Annotated in this window: 14 protein-coding genes; 8 read left to right on the top strand and 6 right to left on the bottom strand. The window is 65.3% G+C overall.

From position 1 onward, the window contains the following. Nucleotides 1–14: 14 nt before the first annotated feature. Nucleotides 15–1166, bottom strand: a complete 1152-nt coding sequence (locus tag Q0C17_RS13845) for a trypsin-like serine protease (RefSeq protein WP_291207491.1) — start codon at nt 1164–1166, stop codon at nt 15–17. Nucleotides 1167–1322: 156 nt separating this feature from the next. On the opposite strand from Q0C17_RS13845, the gene Q0C17_RS13840 reads away from it, so the two are divergent. After that, on the top strand, nt 1323–2828 hold the full coding sequence (locus tag Q0C17_RS13840; RefSeq protein WP_291207488.1) for a serine hydrolase: 1506 nt from the start codon (nt 1323–1325) through the stop codon (nt 2826–2828). Nucleotides 2829–2835: 7 nt separating this feature from the next. On the opposite strand, the gene Q0C17_RS13835 is transcribed toward Q0C17_RS13840, so the two are convergent. Both Q0C17_RS13835 and Q0C17_RS13830 read right to left on the bottom strand, forming a co-directional pair. Next, nucleotides 2836–4731 (bottom strand): hypothetical protein, encoded by a 1896-nt coding sequence (locus Q0C17_RS13835; RefSeq protein ID WP_291207485.1) that lies wholly within the window; start codon nt 4729–4731, stop codon nt 2836–2838. Nucleotides 4732–4835: 104 nt separating this feature from the next. Next, entirely contained in the window at nt 4836–5519 is a 684-nt protein-coding gene (locus Q0C17_RS13830) for a hypothetical protein (RefSeq protein WP_291207482.1), read from the bottom strand. A gap of 98 nt (nt 5520–5617) precedes the next feature. On the opposite strand from Q0C17_RS13830, the gene Q0C17_RS13825 reads away from it, so the two are divergent. Beyond that, the gene (locus Q0C17_RS13825; RefSeq protein WP_291207479.1) at nt 5618–8125 is read left to right on the top strand and encodes a ligase-associated DNA damage response DEXH box helicase; all 2508 of its coding nucleotides are present in this window, start codon (nt 5618–5620) and stop codon (nt 8123–8125) included. Here Q0C17_RS13825 and Q0C17_RS13820 read toward each other — a convergent pair whose 3' ends face one another. Then, nucleotides 8126–8839, bottom strand: a complete 714-nt coding sequence (locus Q0C17_RS13820) for a hypothetical protein (protein WP_291207476.1) — start codon at nt 8837–8839, stop codon at nt 8126–8128. A gap of 64 nt (nt 8840–8903) precedes the next feature. Beyond that, entirely contained in the window at nt 8904–9629 is a 726-nt protein-coding gene (locus tag Q0C17_RS13815) for a 2OG-Fe(II) oxygenase family protein (RefSeq protein WP_291207474.1), read from the bottom strand. A 131-nt stretch (nt 9630–9760) separates the two neighbouring features. Here Q0C17_RS13815 and pdeM point away from each other — a divergent pair, with 131 nt between their 5' ends. The 6 genes from pdeM to Q0C17_RS13785 all read left to right on the top strand — a co-directional run bounded on the left by pdeM (nt 9761) and on the right by Q0C17_RS13785 (nt 15245). Next, entirely contained in the window at nt 9761–10489 is a 729-nt protein-coding gene (gene pdeM / locus Q0C17_RS13810) for a ligase-associated DNA damage response endonuclease PdeM (RefSeq protein ID WP_291207472.1), read from the top strand. 57 nt (nt 10490–10546) lie between these two features. After that, on the top strand, nt 10547–10756 hold the full coding sequence (locus Q0C17_RS13805) for a hypothetical protein (RefSeq protein WP_291207469.1): 210 nt from the start codon (nt 10547–10549) through the stop codon (nt 10754–10756). A 98-nt stretch (nt 10757–10854) separates the two neighbouring features. Next, on the top strand, nt 10855–12117 hold the full coding sequence (locus Q0C17_RS13800) for a SulP family inorganic anion transporter (protein WP_291207466.1): 1263 nt from the start codon (nt 10855–10857) through the stop codon (nt 12115–12117). A 58-nt stretch (nt 12118–12175) separates the two neighbouring features. Next, nucleotides 12176–12793: a helix-turn-helix transcriptional regulator gene (locus Q0C17_RS13795; RefSeq protein WP_291207463.1), complete on the top strand. Its 618-nt coding sequence runs from the start codon at nt 12176–12178 to the stop codon at nt 12791–12793. 19 nt (nt 12794–12812) lie between these two features. Next, nucleotides 12813–14285 (top strand): pyridoxal-dependent decarboxylase, encoded by a 1473-nt coding sequence (locus tag Q0C17_RS13790; protein ID WP_291207460.1) that lies wholly within the window; start codon nt 12813–12815, stop codon nt 14283–14285. Nucleotides 14286–14342: 57 nt separating this feature from the next. Next, nucleotides 14343–15245: a LysR family transcriptional regulator gene (locus Q0C17_RS13785; RefSeq protein ID WP_291207457.1), complete on the top strand. Its 903-nt coding sequence runs from the start codon at nt 14343–14345 to the stop codon at nt 15243–15245. 215 nt (nt 15246–15460) lie between these two features. On the opposite strand, the gene Q0C17_RS13780 is transcribed toward Q0C17_RS13785, so the two are convergent. Further along, nucleotides 15461–16658: hypothetical protein (locus tag Q0C17_RS13780; protein WP_291207454.1), on the bottom strand; the 1198-nt coding region annotated here is incomplete at its 5' end.

Raw genomic sequence — 16658 nt, 5'->3', positions numbered from 1 at the left:
CCTTTGACGTTGGTCTAGGTGCAGGCGTCCGGCTGGGCCTCGCAGAAGGCGATGACCGCGTCGATCCAGCCGGTATAGCCTTGGAGGTTGGTGAAGCGGCCATTGTATTCACCGTCGCAGAAACGTCCGGTCGCGCGGTTTTGTTCCACAACTGACAGGATGCCCACGACGGTTTTGGAGCCGTCCGCCTCCGAGACATAGAGCGGTCCGCCGGAATCGCCAATGCACGGTCCCGCCCCGCCATGGCTTGCTACCGTGATGGCGGCAGGGCCGACGGCGGTGATCTTGAGGGCGGACATCATCAGGTCGTTCGACAGCTGTCCGGTATAGCGGGTGAGGCCCCATCCCGCCATTTCGCCGGTGGCGTAGTTGGCGGGGGCAAGCGCCTTGGCGGTGGCGCCGGTGCGGGCCACCGGGACGGCCGCGAGGGCCGAGGCTTGCTCGGGCGAGAGGCGAAGGAGCGCGATGTCGTTCGAATAGGCATTGTCCGTACCCAGATAACCGCCATGGCAGATGGCGCTGGACGCCGCAGTGATGCGGGCAGCGGGGCTGCGCAGGTTCGCCGCGTCGCCGATCACGCGCAGCTCATCGTAGGGCTGGTCGATGCAATGGGCGGCAGTCAGGAACCAGTTGGCGCGGATGCGCACGGCGCTGCAATGGCCGCTGGCGATGGCACCATTGGTTTCGGTGCGGCGCGGCTCGAGCTTGACGATGCCCGGAAAGGCGGAGAGAGACGCGGCGAGGGCGTTGACGACCTCGACGCCGGCCATCGGCTCTTCCAGTTCGGTGGCGCCGGCAACGGCGCCGACCGTCGGGGTCGGCGCGGCGCCTTCCGGCAACGCGCAGTGGGCCGCGTTCAGCAGGGCGAGCGACGGGCGCGCGACCGCGGCGCCGAGCGCGGCAAAGCTGGCTGGGTCGGCAAGAGCGGTTTCGTCGGCGGCGCCGGGTTCAGGGGCATCACGGTCAACGGTCGGCGTTTCCCCTTCGGGCGGCTCGATGGTGCCGGCAATCGGCTCGGCGCTTTCCGGCGCGATGTCCTGGGCCGCGGCTCCGGCGGCTGCAGGCGGCGCGGGTTCGGGCGTGCTGGCGCCGGGCAGGCGGACGATGTCGCAGGCGGGCAGAAAGGCTGCAAAACCGGCCGCCGCCAGCAGATGAATGCGTTTCATGGAACTCAGCTTCCCTTCTGAAAGTCCGCCGCATTAAGGCTGGCCGTTGGGGTGGGGTCAAGGCGGCGCCGATTAAGCCTCGGAAACTGTGGCGGCGGGGTTGCCCGCAGGGAAGCGGCGCCTATTCTGCACCGCAAACACCGGAGACATGACACGATGCGTACCCTTCGCGCGGCCGCGGTTGCTTTTGCCCTCAGCCTGCCCGGCCTGATCGCCTCCACCCAGGAAGGCGGCACGACCGACGCGATGCAATCGGCCCTGGCGGCTGGCTGGAAGGCCACCTTCACCTGCTCCGGCCTGTTCGTGGCGGGACAGACGCTGCCGGAGATCGAGCTCAACGAACTGTCGGGTATCTACCCGGACTACCAGCGCGCCTATGATGCGCTCCCTGACGCTGTCGTGGACGACGCGAAGAAGACCGTGTCGGTCACCTATTCGCCTGACATGCCGCCGCGCTTGGCCGCCTATCGCCCCGGTTTCGGTTGCACACAGCTGCCGGTGGGCGCGGGCGAGAACGCACTCGGCTTCCTGCCGCGCTTTGCCTCCTGGCCGGCGCCCCCGACGCAGGACCGGGGCAGCGCCATCGGCTCCAATGTCAAGATCGAGCTGAAGATCGAGGAGGCTGAACGCCTCGATGCGCCGGTATCGGCGGCCTTCGACGAGTTCACCTATGGCGGCGGCACGCGCACGGCGTCGGTCATCGTGGTGCGCGACGGGCAGATCGTGGCCGAACGCTATGACAGGGGTATTGACCATGAGACGCCGGTGCGCACCTGGTCTGTGGCAAAGTCGCTGACCGCGACGCTGATCGGCGCAGCGCGCCGCCAGGGCCTGATCGATATCGACTATCCTGCGGTGATCTCCGAATGGAACAAGGGCGCCGATCCGCGCCGCGCGATCACGGTGCGCAACCTGCTGCACATGGCGAGCGGCCTCGACAGCGGCACAACTGGTTCGCGCACGGACAGGCTGTATTTCGCCGGTGCCCAGGTGGTGGACGGCGCGGCGAAGAATTCGCTGGAGGCCAAGCCCGGCACACGGTTCAAGTATGCCAACAACGATACGCTGATCGCGATGCGCGCCCTGCGCGAGGCGATGAAGGACGACAACAAGTTCCACCGCTTTCCTTACGAGTCGCTGCTGCACAAGATCGGCGCGATGCGAACCACGATCGAGATCGACTGGAACGGGGACTTCATCTCGTCGAGCCAGGTCTGGGCGACGGGGCGCGACCTTGCGCGCATCGGGCAACTCCACCTGCAGGACGGCATGTGGGGCAACGAACGCCTCCTGCCCGAAGACTGGGTCAAGTTCGTCCGTACGCCCGCCCCGGCCCAGCCGGCCAGCGGCGCGGGGTATGGTGCGCAGTTCTGGTTGATGAGCAATGCGGTTGGCGTGCCGGAAGGCACCTTCTATGCGAATGGTAACCGGGGCCAGTACATCGTCATCATCCCGGCGCTGAACACTGTCATTGTTCGCCAGGGCTTTGACGTGATCGGAGGCGCGCAGTTCGACATCAGTCGCTTCACGGCAGATCTCGTCACGGCCTTGAACGCGGCCGACGCGGCCCGCGCTGTGGAACGGGCGGCCGCAGATGCCGCAAGCGCCGCCGAGGCAGCGGCCGCAGAAGAGCGCGGCCGCCGCAAGCTGATCCAGCGCTAGGCGAAGGTCAGGGCGTTCCGGCGGCGGTGGGGGCCGGCGGGGTATGCGTCATCGACACGCCGAACAGGTCCGCCAGTTCACCGGAGCCCGGCGCTTCGACCATGCCGGCCTCCGGATCGGGAGCGAAATCGGCTGCGGTCAAAGGGCTCTCCGGCGCCAGCTTGACAGTGAACGTGCCGCCCGAGGTGATGAAGCTTGACAGGCTGCTGATCCAGCCGGTGGCCTGCGGGATATCCTGGCTAACGGCGCCGCCGCCGAACATCAGCATGCCGGAGGCAAACATCCGCACCGATTCCGGGGTCGATTCCGCGAAGTTCGACAGCATAGGGTCGCTCTCCCCGCTGATCTTGGCGATCTCGATGGTGAGATTCGCAATGGCATCCAGCAGGCCAATATCGGTCAGGCTGTAATGGCCACCGGAGAAGGCGAACTTCTCGCTGACGAGATCACGCAGCAGTTCATTGTCCGGTGTGCGGCCATCGACTCCGAAAGTCTGGATGAGATCTGCATAGGCGGGCAGGCGCATGTCGAAACGCATGTCGTCCGTATAGAGACCATCCGATACGCTATTGCTTTCGATCAGGGCATTGCCGGTTTCGCTGTCCCAGCTGAGAAGGAAGGCACCGTCGCCCGACAGCTTGCCAAGACCCGTGCGATCCAGGATGCCGACTATTTCCAGAAGGCCCGGTTCGCCGTCGGCCGTCGCCGACAGGGCCGGGTCGATATCTGCCGCCCATTTCATGATCCCGGAAAAATCAAACGACGCATCCTCGTGCTTCACCATGATCCGTTCCGGCAGGAACCAGGCGAACTTGTCCGCCGAGATGTCGAGGCGGCCAACCTCCATGACCGGCTCGCCGCCAAAATCGAAGCTCATGCCGGCGAGGGTGTAGGTACCGAAGCTCCAGAGATCGCGCTCGGTGATCGGGGGCATCTCGCCGCGCTCGCCGTATTCCAGCAGCTTGCTGAACTTCAGGCCGCTCCAGGCGCCGTAGTCCACCTTGCCGGCCATCGCCATCGTCACCATCGCAGGAGCCAGACTTCCATCTGCCGGAGCGTCGGTCGCGGGAACCGGGATCGACCCCTGGAACGCCGAGCCGCTCTGGACCGTCAGGGCAATATCGCCCCGGTGATACCCCTCCATGAACTGTGCGGGATAGCTGCTGACCAGTGTGCCGGTGACACCGCTGTCGGACATAGACTGGCTCATCACCATGTCGGTAATGGCGCTGCTTTCCAGCGAGAAGCTGCGCGCGAAGGCTGAGAGCAGACGGATGGCGGCGAGGCCCGTTTCCTGGCCTTCGACTTCGGCATGTGTCCAGGGATGCAGCGACAAGCCGTTGAAGATCATCCTGCCCATCGACACCGAGGTGTCGTCGTAGGTTATGTCGGGAGCGGCAGCCCCCGCGGGTGTCTCCGGCAGGGCGGCTGTTACCGCGTCATCGACTGCGTTGGTGTAGTCCGTAAGGTCAAGCTTCACGCCCGACAACTCGAGCCGGTCGAACAAGCGGACAGTTTCGCCGAGGCGCTCACCGGAGAGGCGCGCCACGAGTGCGGGTGTGTCAGCGTTCCAGACCAGCAGTTCGTCCGCCGTAAACAACGTCATCGGCTCGTCGCCGAGAAGCTCGACACGCAGGTCGGTGAGGCGGGTCGGCGCAGTCAGACTTTCCTGTGTCGCGAAGGCATAAGTCAGCCTCAGCTTGCCGGCGAGGGCGTCGTTCAGGCTTTCCACATCGAGGTTGGTGGTCGACTGGGGCGGACGCTGATCGAGGCGCGCCATCAGGGCTTCGGCTGAGACCTCTGCCGGCGCAACCGGCGCCGGTTGCGCAATTGCCTGAAGTGCAGGCGAGACGGCCAGCACGGCCGACAGCGCCGCGGCGCGCAAACGAGCGGACAATGACATTTCTGGTCTCCCCAAATCGGCAATCCTGACCGCACCTCTAGGTGGCATCGGCCATGAGGTTCAAGTTGTGAATTGCCGTTTCTGAACGAAACCTGAGCGCCGCTCTAGGGCGCGCCGAAACTTTTGGAGCCAAGTGCCTTGAGGTTCGTGATGCGACGCGTCTCCACCTGGTCCAGCGATTTCATCATCGCTGAACCTTTCAGGTCGAAGGCGAAACTGTCGATATGCGTGCGCCCGTCTGGCAGCGGCTTGCAGGCGACCTTCAAGGTCAGCTTGTCCACCTTGGCCACAGCCATCGGCTTGAAAGCCTTCGGCGCCGCCATCTCGTACGCGAGAATGCCGCCGGTCAGCTTGTCGATTGTCGCGGTAGCCTTCAGGTGCTTGTAGGCGCTGGCGATCTGGCCGTTCGCCTTGCCCGGCAAGGGCGTGAAATTGAACGTCGCGGTCTGAGGCGTTTCCGAGATGCGCTTGGCATCGGCGGGGATGTTCTCGGCAAAGCTGCTGCACCAGATATCGCCTTCGGTGCGCTCGGACAGCTTGTCGGCCTTCTTTGCCGAATCGCCCGACAGGGTTGCGCGTGCCGGCGACAGGTCCACCACGCGCTTGCCCTTGGGCTGGCTGGGGTCGACCTTCATCTGGAAACGGTCCTTGCCGTCATCATAGGACAGGTCGAACGCATATAGCGGGCCGTCCTTGGACATGGCCTTGGCCTTTTGCAGGACCGTATCGGCCGAAGCCGGAAGGACTGCAGCCAGAATGGCAAGACCGGCGATCAGCAGGCGGTTCATCAAGGTACTCCTGGACGGGGCGAGAAAGGAAACTGTTCCCGGCGTGACAAAAAGGAAAGGGGGAGGCGCAGCGGCTTGCTGTAGTTTAATGGTAGCTGATGGCTGACACGCAGGTTCCTTCGTTCCGGTTGCCGCCCACTTTTGAGGCGTGGTTTGCCGCCCGAGGCTGGGCGCCCCGTGTCCACCAGCTGGCGCTCACAGAGGCCTCCCTCCGGGGAGAGAGCGCCCTGCTGATCGCGCCAACCGGCGGCGGCAAGACGCTCGCGGGTTTCATGGGCAGTCTAGTCGAACTGGCTGAACGCGGCGCAACGAATTCAGGCATTCCTGCGTTGCACACCCTGTATGTGTCGCCCCTGAAGGCGCTGGCAGCGGATGTTCAACGAAACGTGATGACGCCGGTGACCGAGATGGGCCTGCCCATCCGCATCGAGACGCGCACGGGCGACACATCCGCCCATATACGCCAGAAGCAGCGAAAGACGCCGCCGGACATTTTGCTGACCACGCCGGAACAGCTCGCGCTGCTGATCGCCTCCGACCATGCAGCGGCGTTTTTCGCAGACCTGCGGTGTGTGATCATCGACGAGATCCACGCGCTGGCCCCTTCGAAGCGCGGAGACCTCCTGTCGCTGGGTCTTGCGACGCTCGCGCAATGGGCTCCGGCCTGCCGGTTTCTGGGTCTCTCTGCGACGGTGCGCGACCCACAGGAGCTTGCGCGTTGGCTGGATGTGCGCGGGGGCGAGGCTGCCCCCTCCCGCATCATCACTGCCGCCGGCGGTGTAAAAGCGGATGTCGACATTCTGATTTCCCGCGAGCGCATTCCATGGTCCGGACACTCGGGGCGCTTTGCGGTCGCTGAAGTCTATGAAGCAATCAAAGCCGCCAAGATGACGCTGGTCTTCGTCAACACGCGCAGCCAGGCGGAACTGATGTTCCAGGAACTCTGGAATGCCAACGAGGACGGTCTGCCGATTGCGCTGCATCACGGCTCGCTGGTGCGCGAGCAGCGCCAGCGCGTCGAGGCGGCGATGGCCGCCGGGCAGCTGAAGGCGGTCGTCTGCACCTCGACGCTCGATCTCGGCATCGACTGGGGCGAGGTGGACCTCGTGATCCAGATGGGCGCGCCGAAGGGTGCTGCGCGGTTGATCCAGCGTATCGGCCGGGCGAACCACCGGATGGACGAGGCCAGCAAGGCCATCCTTGTGCCGACAAACCGCTTCGAAGTGCTCGAATGCCGCGCGGCGGAAGCTGCCGTCGAGGCGGGCGAGATCGACGGTGAGGGCGTGCGCACGGGATCGATCGACATTCTTGCCCAGCATGTGATGGGCCGCGCCTGCGGCGAGGGCTTCCGGCTGGACGCGCTGTTCGACGAGGTGCGGCGCGCGGCGCCCTATGTCTGGCTCGATTGGGAGACGTTCGAGCGGATCGTCGATTTCGTGGCGACTGGCGGCTATGCACTGAAGACCTACGACCGGTTCCACCGGATCGTGCGACGCAGCGACGGGGTATGGGTAGCTCGCACGGCGCGCGACAAGCAGGCGCACCGGATGAATGTCGGCGCGATTGTCGAGGCGCCGATGCTGTCAGTCCGCCTCGCGAGCTTTGCGGCGAAGGCGGGGCTGCCCAAGAGCGGCGAGCAGCGCGCCCTGCGCGCAGGGCGAAAGCTCGGCGAGATGGAAGAATACTTCCTCAGCCTGCTGACGCCTGGCGACACGTTCCTCTTCGGCGGCGAGATCCTGCGGCTGATCGCGATTGACGGCATGGACGCGCTGGTGATGCGCGCGCAATCGGATTCCCCTGCAATCCCGACCTACAATGGCGGCAAGTTCCCGCTGACGACCTTCCTGGCAGACCGTGTCCGGAAGATGATCCACGATCGCGCACAGTGGAAGGGCCTGCCGGGCCCCGTGCGGGAGTGGTTCGAGATCCAGACGCTGCGCTCCGCCATCCCGCCACCGGATCATCTGCTTATCGAAACTTTCCCGCGCGCCGGCCGCCACTATCTCGTCTGCTATCCCTTCGAGGGGCGCCTCGCGCACCAGACCCTCGGCATGCTGCTGACGCGGCGCCTCGAACGCCTGGGCGCAAAGCCCGCCGGCTTTGTTGCGAGCGAGTATGCGATGGCAGTCTGGGGGCTCGAAGACATGCGCGGCCTCGACATGGACGCGGTGTTCCACCCGGACATGCTGGGTGATGATCTGGAGGAGTGGCTGGCAGAGAGCGCACTGATGAAGCGCACGTTTGCGCACTGCGCGATCATCTCCGGCCTTATCCATCGCAACCTTCCGGGCACGGAAAAGAACTCGCGCCAGGTAACGTTCTCGACCGATCTCATCTATGACGTGCTGCGCAGCCACGAGCCGGACCACATCCTGCTGCAGGCGGCGCGGCAGGACGCCGCGACGGGCCTCCTCGACGTGCGCCGCCTGTCAGATATGCTGGCGCGCATCCGGGGCCGCCTCGTGCACCAAGCGCTCGAACGGATCAGTCCCTTTGCCGTTCCCGTCATGCTGGAAGTTGGCCGCGAGCCGGTTTTTGGTGCCTCTGCGATGGAAGCGGTGCTGCGCGAGGCCGAGGAAGACCTCGTACGCGACGCGATGGGCTGATCAGGACGGATCGAAGAAGCTGAGGCCCAGTCCGTCCACGGACGGGTTGGCGGCCCGCATCTCCGGGCTGTCAGAGCGGTAGACCTTTTCGGGATCGTTCGAGACCGCTTTCATCGCTTCGGCCGTCAGGTTTTCCGGCAGGCCGAGCGTCATGGCGAACTCGCAGGTCTCGCCGGGTTTGGCGGCCAGTGCGCCGCCCAGCCAGTCGACCACTTCGCCCGCATTGTGATTCTGGAAGCCCATCAGCTCGAACGGCCCGCCATTTGCCGCTTCGACATCGGCGAGGCTTGCGCCGACAAAGAGACCCCCGGGTCCGATCCATTGGCTTTCCGGACCGCCGACGCGAACATGGCGTGGCCCGCCGCTTGTCTTGTCGAGCCAGAACAGTTCTGCGCGCGTGGCGGGGGCCGCCGGGAAGAGGACGAGCGCCGTTTCGATACTGTCTACCCAGGACAGCTCTTCCTCGGTGAGGTTTTCCGCGCCGTGGGTGGCGGCCAGGCTCTCGCGCGTCGCGTCCGCGCGGATGAAGCCATCGGTTCCGCAGGACATGACCGGCAGCAGAACGCGCGGCGCCTCGGCCTGCTCCGTCTCATCCACAACCTCTGCCGGCTCAGCGGCCGGCGTTTCAGCGGGCGGGGCGGCCTGTTCGCAGGCGGCAAAAGCCAGCGCGGCGACTGGGGCGAGCAAGCAGGCGCGAAGCCGGTAGAGCGTCATCGGTTCATCCTCCAGATGCGGGAATCTGCGCCGCACTAAAACCGAAAGCCGGAACCGTGTCCATTCACGCCGGAGGCTGTCCCCGGCGCAGCCAGCCGGTGACAGCATGGCGTGCGCCGCGCGCAAACGGCGCGACGGCACTGACGGCATGAGGCTGCGGCACCCGGAACAGCGACAGCGTGTTGAACTTCGGTGTGAACGCCTCCTCCACGTGCCCGTCCGCGCCGGTAAACATCAAGAGGCCGCCCAGATCTGCCGACCAGCCCGGCGTGAGGTTCACGACAAAGGCGGCGATGCGATTGAACTGGGGTAGGCCGTCATCATGCGAGGTCAGGAAATGGCCCGCGCGGTAGCGTGTCAGCTGGCCGTCGCAGAAGGTTTCGCCGGGGACGTAGGGCTCGCTCATCACGGTGTGAAGCAGGCCGATGAAGGCGTCCGAGTTCAACGCCTCCGCCATCGACCGCAGTGGGCCTTCGGCCAGAGCCCCGGCGCGCAGGTTGTCATAAAGGAGATGACGCTCGAACCGGTACTGGAAGCCCTTGCGTGCTTCCTGCGCCACCAGCTCATCAAAGGTCTGCAACCGGTCCTTCGGCACCTGCTCCATCTGCGCGGCGTCAAATTCGCGGTGCCTACCCTCGATCCGGGTGACCAGCAGCCAGCCGGCATGCTCACAGGCGGCATCGAGCACACTTTGCGCGAAAGCGGGCTCGAAGATGCCAGGGATGAGGACGCGGCCCTGCTGAAGGAAACGCTGGCGCAGCGCGGAGAGATCGTCACGCGGAGAGATCACGGGCGTCGAGTCCGATTTACGTCTTGTACCCGACTTTTCCCCTGACGGATCGTTAGCGGACTCCATATTGATAATCAATGCCGAATTTCGCGCGTTGACCGCGGGTCCACATCAGCCCAAGTCTCGGAATCATGTCGCTCGCCCAGGCTTCCCCGAAACAGACCTGGCTGCATCTCGCCGGTGAGATGCTTACCCCGCTGCCGGAAGGCGCGCTGTGGTGGGCGCCAGCGCGTGTGCTGGTGGTCTCCGACCTGCACCTCGAGAAGGGCTCGAACTACGCCGCTGCCGGACAGATGCTGCCGCCCTATGACACCTCGGCCACGCTGGCGCGGGTGGAGGCGCTCTGCGCCGCGCTGAAACCGCATACTGTGATCTCCCTTGGCGACAGCTTCCATGACCGGCGTGCGGAGTCGCGCCTGCCCGCGCCGTATGCGGCGCGTATCCGCGCGCTAACCGGCGGGCATGACTGGGTCTGGGTCGAGGGTAACCACGATCCGGATCCGCCGGCCGATCTCGGAGGGCGCGCGGCAAAAGTTCTGCGCCTCGGCCCGCTGGTCTTCCGGCATGAGCCGACGGGCGAGGCGGGCGAGATCTCCGGCCACCTGCATCCGGTCGCGAAAGTGGCGGGGCGGGGGCGCTCGGTGCGGCGGCGCTGTTTTGCCTCGGATGGCGCGCGCCTGGTGATGCCGGCGATGGGCGCCTTCGCGGGCGGGCTGAACGTGCTGAATGCCGCGTTCCGGCCGGTCTTCCCGGAAGGCTGCATGGCCTTCGCCATCGGCGAGGCGCGTGTTTACGGTGTGCCGCAGACTCACCTGCTGCCGGATGGCGGGGCGGGCAGCGGCGTCCACTGGAAACTCTGATTTTCAGCCGGTCGCGGCAATGCTAGCGGTACGGGCGGGGCGCAAGGAGACAAGCCCGTGAAACACGCCCGCATATCAGCCGCTGCCGTCCTGATGGCCGGCATCCTGCCGCTTGGCGGCTGCGCAACCCTCGTCCAGAGCCTCGTCGCCGGTCTTGCCGCCGAGTCCGCCTGTCGCAGCAGCGATACCGGCAATGACGGCCGCGCTTACTATGACGAGGCCTGCCTCGACAGCATTGACCAATGGCAGGACGAGAACCCGATGTGAGGCTGCGGGGCCGTGTCACATCGCGGGCGCGGCGCTGATCGGCTAATAGGTCACGTCAAGTACGGACGCCGGCCCAACGCCCCCGCCCGCCAGCGACCGTGACACCCAAGCTTCTGACCACGCTGAAAACCTACAGCTGGCCGCTCTTCGCAGCGGATGTTTTTGCCGGCGTAACCGTGGCCATGGTCGCGCTGCCGCTCAGCCTCGCCATCGCGATCGCTGCCGGAGCAGACCCCGCCACGGGTCTCGTCACCGCCATCGTCGCCGGCTTCCTGATCTCGCTGCTCGGCGGCAGCCGGGTGCAGATCGGCGGGCCGACCGGCGCCTTCATTGTCGTGGTTTACGGCGTCATCGCGCATCATGGCTTTGACGGGCTCGTGCTGGCGACGCTGATGGCGGGTCTGATCCTTCTGGCCGCAGGTTTCCTGCGCGCGGGCAATCTGATCCAGTTCATACCGGAGGCGGTCGTCAACGGCTTCACCATCGGCATCGCGGTGATCATCGCGACCAGCCAGCTTAAGGATCTGTTTGGCCTGCAGATCGCGGACCTCCCGGCGGATTTTTTGCACAAGCTGCCGGCGTTGTGGGCGGGGCGCGAGACGCTGAACCTTGCGGCGCTCGGCATCGGCCTGACGACGATCGTCCTCATCAGCCTGTTCCGCCGCCTCGCGCCGAAATGGCCGGGGCTGATCGTGGCGGTGGGGATCACGTCGGCCGCGGCCCTCCTGCTGGCGCTGCCGGTCGAGACGATCGCGGACCGCTTCGGCGCGCTTCCTGACCACCTGCCGATACCGGCGCTGCCAGAGATCACGCTTGCGCGGCTGAAGGAGCTGCTACCCTCCGCGCTGGTCATTGCGTTCCTGGCGGGTGTGGAATCGCTTCTCTCAGCCATGGTGGCCGACCGGATGATCGAGGGCAGGCATCGTCCGAATGCGGAGCTGATCGCCCAGGGCGCAGCGAATATCGGCTCCAGCCTGTTCGGTGGTCTGCCGGCCACGGGCGCCATCGCGCGCACAGCCACCAATGTGAAGGCAGGCGGGAAGACGCCGGTCGCGGGGCTCGTCCACGCGCTTGCAATCCTCTTGATGCTGCTGGTGGCCGCGCCGCTGGTCGGCCAGCTGGCGCTGCCAGCCCTGGCGGGTCTGCTGATGCTGACGGCCTGGAACATGAGCGAGCCGCACAAGTGGCGCGAGCATGCCCGGCTGCCGGTGGAGGACCGCGTTCTGCTCATCCTGACGCTGGTGCTGACGGTGGCGGCGGACCTGACCGTCGCCATCGGCGTCGGGGTCGCCCTCGGTCTCGCGCTGCGTCTGCGCCGCCGCGCCGGGCCGCCCGATGACTGGGAAACGCCGGTGCGTTGACGATAGGCGAATATTCCTAGTACGGGAGTGTTTCCGATCCCCCCCGGCGAGGCCTGCCATGCAGCACAAGGACATCTGGCGCGGTATCGACCAGCTGGCCGCCCGTCATGGCATGTCTGCTTCCGGTCTTGCCAGGCGCGCCGGGCTCGATCCCACGAGTTTCAATCCCTCCAAGCGTGAAGGCGTCGATGGCCGCCCGCGCTGGCCGACCACCGAAAGCCTTGCGCGCGTCCTGGACGCCGTCGGTGCCGGCTTCGACGATTTCGCCGCGCTGATCGAAGGCCGCCGAGGCGGCTCAGCGCCGCTGATCGGCTTTGCTCAGGCCGAACAGGACGGCTTTTTCGATGATGCCGGCTTACCGGTCGGTGCGGGCTGGGACGAGATGCGCTTTCCCGGCCTCAGCACCGAGACGGTTTACGCATTGCAGATCTCCGGCGACTCCCTGGAGCCGGCCTACCGCGCGGGCGATCGCATCATCGTTGCGCCCGGCGCCGAGGTGAAACCGGGCGACCGGGTGGTGGCGAAGACGGCCAAGGGTGAAGTGATGGCGAAAATTCTTGCCCGGAAGAATACCCGCGTCATTGAGCTTGCCTCGCTTAATCCGGACGATCCCTCCCGCGAATTCAAACCTGCCGAAATCGCCTGGGTCGCCAGGATCCTCTGGGCTAGCCAGTAACTTCTTGAAAGATAATCCGATGTCAGACGATCCGGAAACGGGCCTCGACCCCAAGGACTGGGCCGCGTTCCGCAAGACGGCGCATGCGCTGCTGGAGGCGGCCATCGACAAGATGGAGCAGGCACGCGAAGGCAGGGTGTGGACGCCGTTCCCGGCCGACATGAAAGCCGCATTCGACCAGCCGCTGCCGGCGGAGGGGCTCGATGACAGCGCCCTCGCCGGCCGCCTTGCCGAGCTTTTGCCTTACGGGGTCGGCAACACGCATCCGCGCTTTTTCGGGTGGGTGCACGGCTCCGGCACGCCGCAGAACCTGCTTGCCGAGATAGCCGGCGCCGCGATCAACGCAAATGCCGGTGGGCGCGACCATGGCGCGATTCATGTCGAGAGGCAGGTGATCCGCTGGTGCCGCGAACTCTTCGGCTTTCCGGAAACCGCCAGCGGCCTTATCGTCTCGGGCACCTCGCTCGCCACAGTGGTGGCGCTGAAGGTGGCGCGTGATGTACGGCTGGGCTTTGCCACCCGCAAGACGGGCCTCTCGGGCGCGCGCCTCGTCGGCTACGCCTCCGCCGAAGCGCACGCGTGCAATCCGCGCGCCTTCGATATTCTCGGCCTCGGCGCCGATGCGCTGCGGAAGATTCCGGTGAATGACCGGTTCGAGATGGATACCGCCGCCCTGCGCGCCGCGATCGCGGCGGACCGCGCAGGGGGCTTCGAGCCCTTCGTCATCATCGGCACGGCCGGGACGGTGAATGCCGGCGCCACTGATCCGCTCACGGAGCTTGCCGATATCGCTTCCGCCGAGCAGCTGTGGTTCCATGTCGACGGCGCGTTTGGCGCGCTCGGCATCCTCGTACCAGACCTTGCGCCGCGATTTTCCGCTATTGCCCGTGCCGACTCGCTCGCCTTCGATTTCCACAAATGGCTCCACGTAAATTATGACGCGGGCTGCGTGCTTGTGCGCGACGGGACGCAACACCGGCATGCCTTCACCGATCGGCCAGACTACCTGCAGGCCGCCACCCGCGGCCTCGCGGCGGGCAATCCCTGGCCGGTCGAGTATGGCCCGGAACTCTCGCGCAGCTTCCGTGCCCTCAAGGTCTGGTCGCAGATTGCGGGCTTTGGCACCGGGCGCCTCGGCGCTGCCATCGCCGAGAACTGCGCGCAAGCCGCTTATCTCGCCGGGAAGGTCGCTGCCGACCACCGGCTCGAACTGATGGCGCCAGTGGCCCTCAACATCTGTTGTTTCCGCTATGTCGGCTCGGACGTAGAGGCCAACGCGCGCGATGCGCTGAACGAGGAAATCGTCATCCGCCTGCAGGAGCGTGGAGTGGCCGCCCCCTCCACCACGCGCCTGCGCGGTTCTACAGTGATCCGCGTGAACCTTACCAACCACCGCACCACGACCGGCGACCTTGACCTCCTCCTCGCTGAAATTCTCGTCCTCGGGGAGGATGCCGACGTGCGCGGGTTCGCGGCCCGCAACCGAACCTAGCCAAATCTGGCCAAGCAGACTCTTGCCGCGCGAGTCCGGGCCGTGCCACAAGGGTCCATGGATTGGGGAAAGCTCAGATCGTTTCACGCCGCCGCCGAAGCCGGGAGCCTGACGCTCGCGGGCGAACGGCTTGGAATTTCGCAGTCTGCCGTCTCGCGCCAGATCGCGGCGCTGGAAGAACAGCTCGGCGTGTCCCTGTTCCAGCGCCATGCGCGCGGCCTTGTGCTGACCGATAGCGGCCACACGCTCTACCGCTCCACGATGGATATGGCGACGGCCGCGCTTTCGGCAAATACGGCCCTGAAAGACCAGCAGGAAACCCCGCAGGGCGAACTGATCGTCTCGGCGCCGGTGGCGTTTGGATCGGTCTGGCTGGTGCCCCGCCTCGGCGGCTTCGTGCGCCGCCACCCGGATCTGCATCTGGACCTTCGCCTTGATGACCAGCGCGAGTACGACCTGCTGAAGCTTGAGGCCGAGTGCGCCATCCGCCTCTGGGCCGCCGACAAGGCAGACCTGATCCAGCGCAAGCTGGGTACCGTGGCGACCAACCTCTATGCAGTGCCCGAATACCTGAAGATCCACGGGGTGCCCCGCACCCCGCAGGACCTCGATAACCACCGGATCATCGCCTATGGGGATGATAGCTCCCCGCTGCAGGAAATGAGCTTCGCCTGCCGGGTAGGGCGCGATGACGCACCTCCCCGTCCGGCCACCCTCAAGGTGAACAACGTGTTTGCGATGATGCGCGCCGTGGATGCGGGGCTCGGCATCGCCGATGTACCCGACTACATGGCCAGTGCGTTGCCCCGCCTGGTGCGCGTGCTGCCCGAGATTACGGGACCCACTTTCGATCTTTATTTCATATATCCCAGTGACTTGCGTCGTTCGAAGCGCGTCGCGGCGTTCCGCGATTTTCTGACGACTGAGACAGAGCCGCTGCGCAAACTGTCCATGCGTTAACGATCATGACTTCTGCGTAATTCATGCAGAATTGCATGTGTGACCTGCTGTCCCGCATGTTGCATTGCAGCGTAACCCACCTATGTAGGGCTCATGCGATGGGTCCTGCGCATAACCCGATCATTCCTCCGATTGGGCGTTTCCTCCCCCCTAACAGGACCCCACTTTAGCCCGGCGCGTCGCAAGATGCTGCCGGGCCTTCTTTTTTCCGGGGCCTACTTGCGGCGCCGGAACCGGCCCCGCAAGAGCAGGTAGAGGACAAAGACTGCGCCGGCCACCGTCGCGGCGAGCGAGGTGTAGAGCATCGCGGCCGAAAACACGTCCCAGGGCGTCCGCCAGGCGTTGGGCGACAGGTGCACCCAGGGCGGTACCAGAGAGAATTGCACGCCTGGCCCTTCGGCGTCGCCTGGCAGGTTGGCCGGGTCGGCGAAGTATTTGAGCTTCTCGGCCCAGTCGAAGGCCACCTGGAAGAAACCGAAGATGCCCAGCGCGCCGAGGCCCGCCGTCAGCAGCTTCTCGTCATCCTGCTTGATCCGCGCTTCGCGGTCATGCGTCTGGCTTTCGAGGTTAGAGATCAGCTTCTCGATGTATTCATTGCGTCGTTCGATACCGCGAAGCTGCATCATCGATTCGAACACGTCGCGTTCAGTGTCATACCGGAAGATGTTGGTATAGCGGTCGCGGTAATAGGCGGCGTAGTCGCCTGTGCGGAAGGCGTAGAACTTGCCAGCCGCGCTCTTGAGCTTGCCCTTGTTGCCGAGTGCCTCGACCTCGTCGATCAGCTCGAAGGCCGAGCGCTCGTACTCGCGGGTCATGAACTCGTTGTGCATTGAGACGACGTGGATCATGAAGGCATAAGGGCAGGTGCCAATGAAATCATTTGCCGCTTCCAGGCTGCGGGCCTTTTCGACGAAGGTGATCAGAGCTCGGGGGTTGGCAAAGCGGGCAAACTTGCGTTCGGCGGCCTGTTCCTCCGTCGACGGATAGATCGGATCGGTCGAATCCAGGATCTCGGAAGGGTCCTGGTTCATGAAATCGATGATGTTCTGGTTGAACCCGGCCAGGAACAGGTATTGCAGGCAGTCTTCCCGCTTGCGGCTCTCCATCGCGGGAATACTCCTGCGCCTCTCGGCAATCTGCGCATCAGTAAACCCGTCATAATCCGGGCGGTTGATCACCCAGTCCCAAAACTTCCCGCCCAGTTCGAATTGCGGCACGCCGTCCGGCGCGCTGACCTCGCAGCCGGCCAGCTCGGTCTCGTAGGGCGCATAACAGCCTTCCTGAACCATCAATGAACGCGGCGTCGGTTTTTCAGTGACCGGATCAACCTCCGGCAAGAGCCGGCGGAAGAATGTCTTGTCTTCGAAGAAGAAGAGGAGGCGCGAGACCGGCATCACAAGGCCCGGCACTTCG

This window comes from Hyphomonas sp. (assembly GCF_022844445.1).
Taxonomy (GTDB): Bacteria; Pseudomonadota; Alphaproteobacteria; order Caulobacterales; family Hyphomonadaceae; genus Hyphomonas.
The sequence above is the reverse complement of the archived record's forward strand: the minus strand, read 5'-3'. Positions and strand labels throughout refer to the sequence as shown.

Bases quoted from the DNA above. Each gene is read 5' to 3' on its own strand.
- Q0C17_RS13845 (WP_291207491.1), bottom strand. From the start codon at position 1,166: ATGAAACGCATTCATCTGCTGGCGGCGGCCGGTTTTGCAGCCTTTCTG.
- Q0C17_RS13840 (WP_291207488.1), top strand. From the start codon at position 1,323: ATGCGTACCCTTCGCGCGGCCGCGGTTGCTTTTGCCCTCAGCCTGCCC.
- Q0C17_RS13835 (WP_291207485.1), bottom strand. From the start codon at position 4,731: ATGTCATTGTCCGCTCGTTTGCGCGCCGCGGCGCTGTCGGCCGTGCTG.
- Q0C17_RS13830 (WP_291207482.1), bottom strand. From the start codon at position 5,519: ATGAACCGCCTGCTGATCGCCGGTCTTGCCATTCTGGCTGCAGTCCTT.
- Q0C17_RS13825 (WP_291207479.1), top strand. From the start codon at position 5,618: ATGGCTGACACGCAGGTTCCTTCGTTCCGGTTGCCGCCCACTTTTGAG.
- Q0C17_RS13820 (WP_291207476.1), bottom strand. From the start codon at position 8,839: ATGACGCTCTACCGGCTTCGCGCCTGCTTGCTCGCCCCAGTCGCCGCG.
- pdeM (WP_291207472.1), top strand. From the start codon at position 9,761: ATGTCGCTCGCCCAGGCTTCCCCGAAACAGACCTGGCTGCATCTCGCC.
- Q0C17_RS13795 (WP_291207463.1), top strand. From the start codon at position 12,176: ATGCAGCACAAGGACATCTGGCGCGGTATCGACCAGCTGGCCGCCCGT.
- Q0C17_RS13790 (WP_291207460.1), top strand. From the start codon at position 12,813: ATGTCAGACGATCCGGAAACGGGCCTCGACCCCAAGGACTGGGCCGCG.
- Q0C17_RS13785 (WP_291207457.1), top strand. From the start codon at position 14,343: ATGGATTGGGGAAAGCTCAGATCGTTTCACGCCGCCGCCGAAGCCGGG.